General features: G+C 45.7%; 1 protein-coding gene. It reads left to right on the forward strand.

Annotated elements, in window-relative coordinates; translation table 11 throughout:
* The first annotated feature begins 133 nt into the window (after window positions 1-133).
* Entirely contained in the window at window positions 134-2,014 is a 1,881-nt protein-coding gene (locus tag HMPREF9439_RS06990) for an IS1634 family transposase (RefSeq protein ID WP_008864320.1), read from the forward strand.
* Window positions 2,015-2,091 lie beyond the last annotated feature (77 nt).

Consider the following 2,091-nt stretch of genomic DNA (forward strand, 5'->3'; position numbering starts at 1 on the left):
CCCGTTTTCAATACCTGAGCTAGTTTAAAAAACCTCGCGAGCCCCCGTGGGCTCTCTTTTTTGCCAAAAAATATTTTCTTAACTTATGTATTATTTGTAGTATAATAAGTCTGTGATTAGCCTAGGAGGAGCTATGCACTACAGACTTGGATTTAGTTCAAAACTGGAAAACTCCAGCGTCTACATTGAGTGCTCCGTTCGGAAACCCGGAGTCAATCATCCTATCCGTGAGATCGTTAAGCGGTTTGGCAAAAAGAAGGATCTCTTGGCTCAAGATCCTCTTGCTCTTGAGAAGATTCAGCGGGAAGTCGATGAAATGAATCGAAACTGCAAAGGCAGACAGCTGGTCTCGTCCCCAGCATCTCTGGAAAGCCTTAGTTCCGATTTATCCACGCTATTAGAAAGGCAAAGTTTAGATAAACAGGCCGTTTTTGAAACCCGAAGTGCCGGCTGCCTCATTCTTCAGCGTCTGTATGACCAATTGAAATTCGATGCGAAGTTTGACTACATCAAAAAGTGTTCCGAGTTCCAGTACGATCTGGCAAAGATTGCGAAAGACTTGATCCTGCTCAGAATCCTAAATCCGGCTTCCAAACGCCGTTCCTCTATCGAAGGACCTCGTCACTATCTCGGAGTCGAGCTGAATAATCTTGATCATATTTACAAATCGCTGGATGTACTGAGTAAACACAAGACCGACATCATTCGCTATTGGAATCGGCAAATCGGTAAAGAAGTCCCTGAGCGGGACACCTCAGTTTGTCTCTATGACATCACGACTTATGCCTTTGAAAGTACGAACGCCGATGATCTCAGAGACTTCGGCTACTCCAAAGACAAAAAATTTAATGAAGTCCAAGTGGTCATGGCTTTAGCCACTGACAAAGACGGACTTCCTTTGGACTACGGTTTATACAAGGGTAATCAGGGCGAAGGCGCGACAATGGTGCCCTTTGTCGATGAGTTAAAGAAAAAATTTAACATTAAAAGTTTTACTGTCGTTGCCGACCGCGGCCTCAACAGCAAAGGAAACATCGATTCCTTGGTGAAGCTGGGGGACAACTACGTTTTATCTTCCAAGATCCGAGGAGCGAGCGATGACATCAAAGCTCAGGTGCTTTCTGAGGAAGGAAGAATTTCTATGAATAAAGTCACGGACGATGGTGAAATCATAGATTACGGCTGGTACAAGGAAATCCATACCGACGGCCCGATCAAATACGATACTCCGGAGTACGCCTTTGAAGAGGCTAACGAGGAGAAGACAAAAGATCTGGAAGCCAAGCTGAAGCATGTGAAAACAGCCTCAGGCAAAACCGTAAAGAGCAAGCTGAAACGTCGATACATCATTACTTGGACCGCATCCCGTGCCAGGAAAGATAAGAAAGACAGGGAGCGATTAATCAGAAAAGCCAAGGCCCTGGTTGATAGCCCGAGTGACATCAAGGCCGGCTTTAAAAGAGGCGGCAGAAGCTACGTTGTTGTAGATATGGACCCCGAGTCTGCCCGAATAGACGATGCTCTAATTGCAGAGCAATCCAAGTTCGACGGCATTCACGTTGTTGAAACTTCACTGGATGCTCCGGCATTAGAAGTGGTGAAAATCTACAAAAATTTATGGAAGATTGAAGACAGCTTCAGACATCTGAAGAGCAGCTTCAGAGCTCGTCCTGTCTACGTTCGGCTGGAAAATCACGTCCGAGGTCACTTCTTAATTTGCTTCCTTGCTCTGTGTCTGCATCGCTTCTTGGAATACAGGCTAAAGAGGGAAAACAAGAAAGCTACCACCGACCAAATCATCGACGGCTTGAACAATGCTCTGATTGCACTGATCAGTCCGGCCAAAGGTATAGAGCTTTACGGCACGAGCGGATTTAATACCGTAGTCAAGGACATTATGAGTGTCGTAGGCCTAACGCCTCCTCTAACTTATGAGGAGGCAGGATCGTTAAAGAAGAAGATGAGGCAGTATCGCTCTGTCCGAGACTTGTTCGGCTCTACTACAACGAGTTAAGAAATTAAAAAATAGAAGACTCTAGATCTGGCGGGGGCTCAAGGCCTCCGCTTTATCATTCTGGTATTGAAAACGGG

The sequence above is a fragment of the Parasutterella excrementihominis YIT 11859 genome, assembly GCF_000205025.1.
Classification (GTDB): domain Bacteria; phylum Pseudomonadota; class Gammaproteobacteria; order Burkholderiales; family Burkholderiaceae_F; genus Parasutterella; species Parasutterella excrementihominis.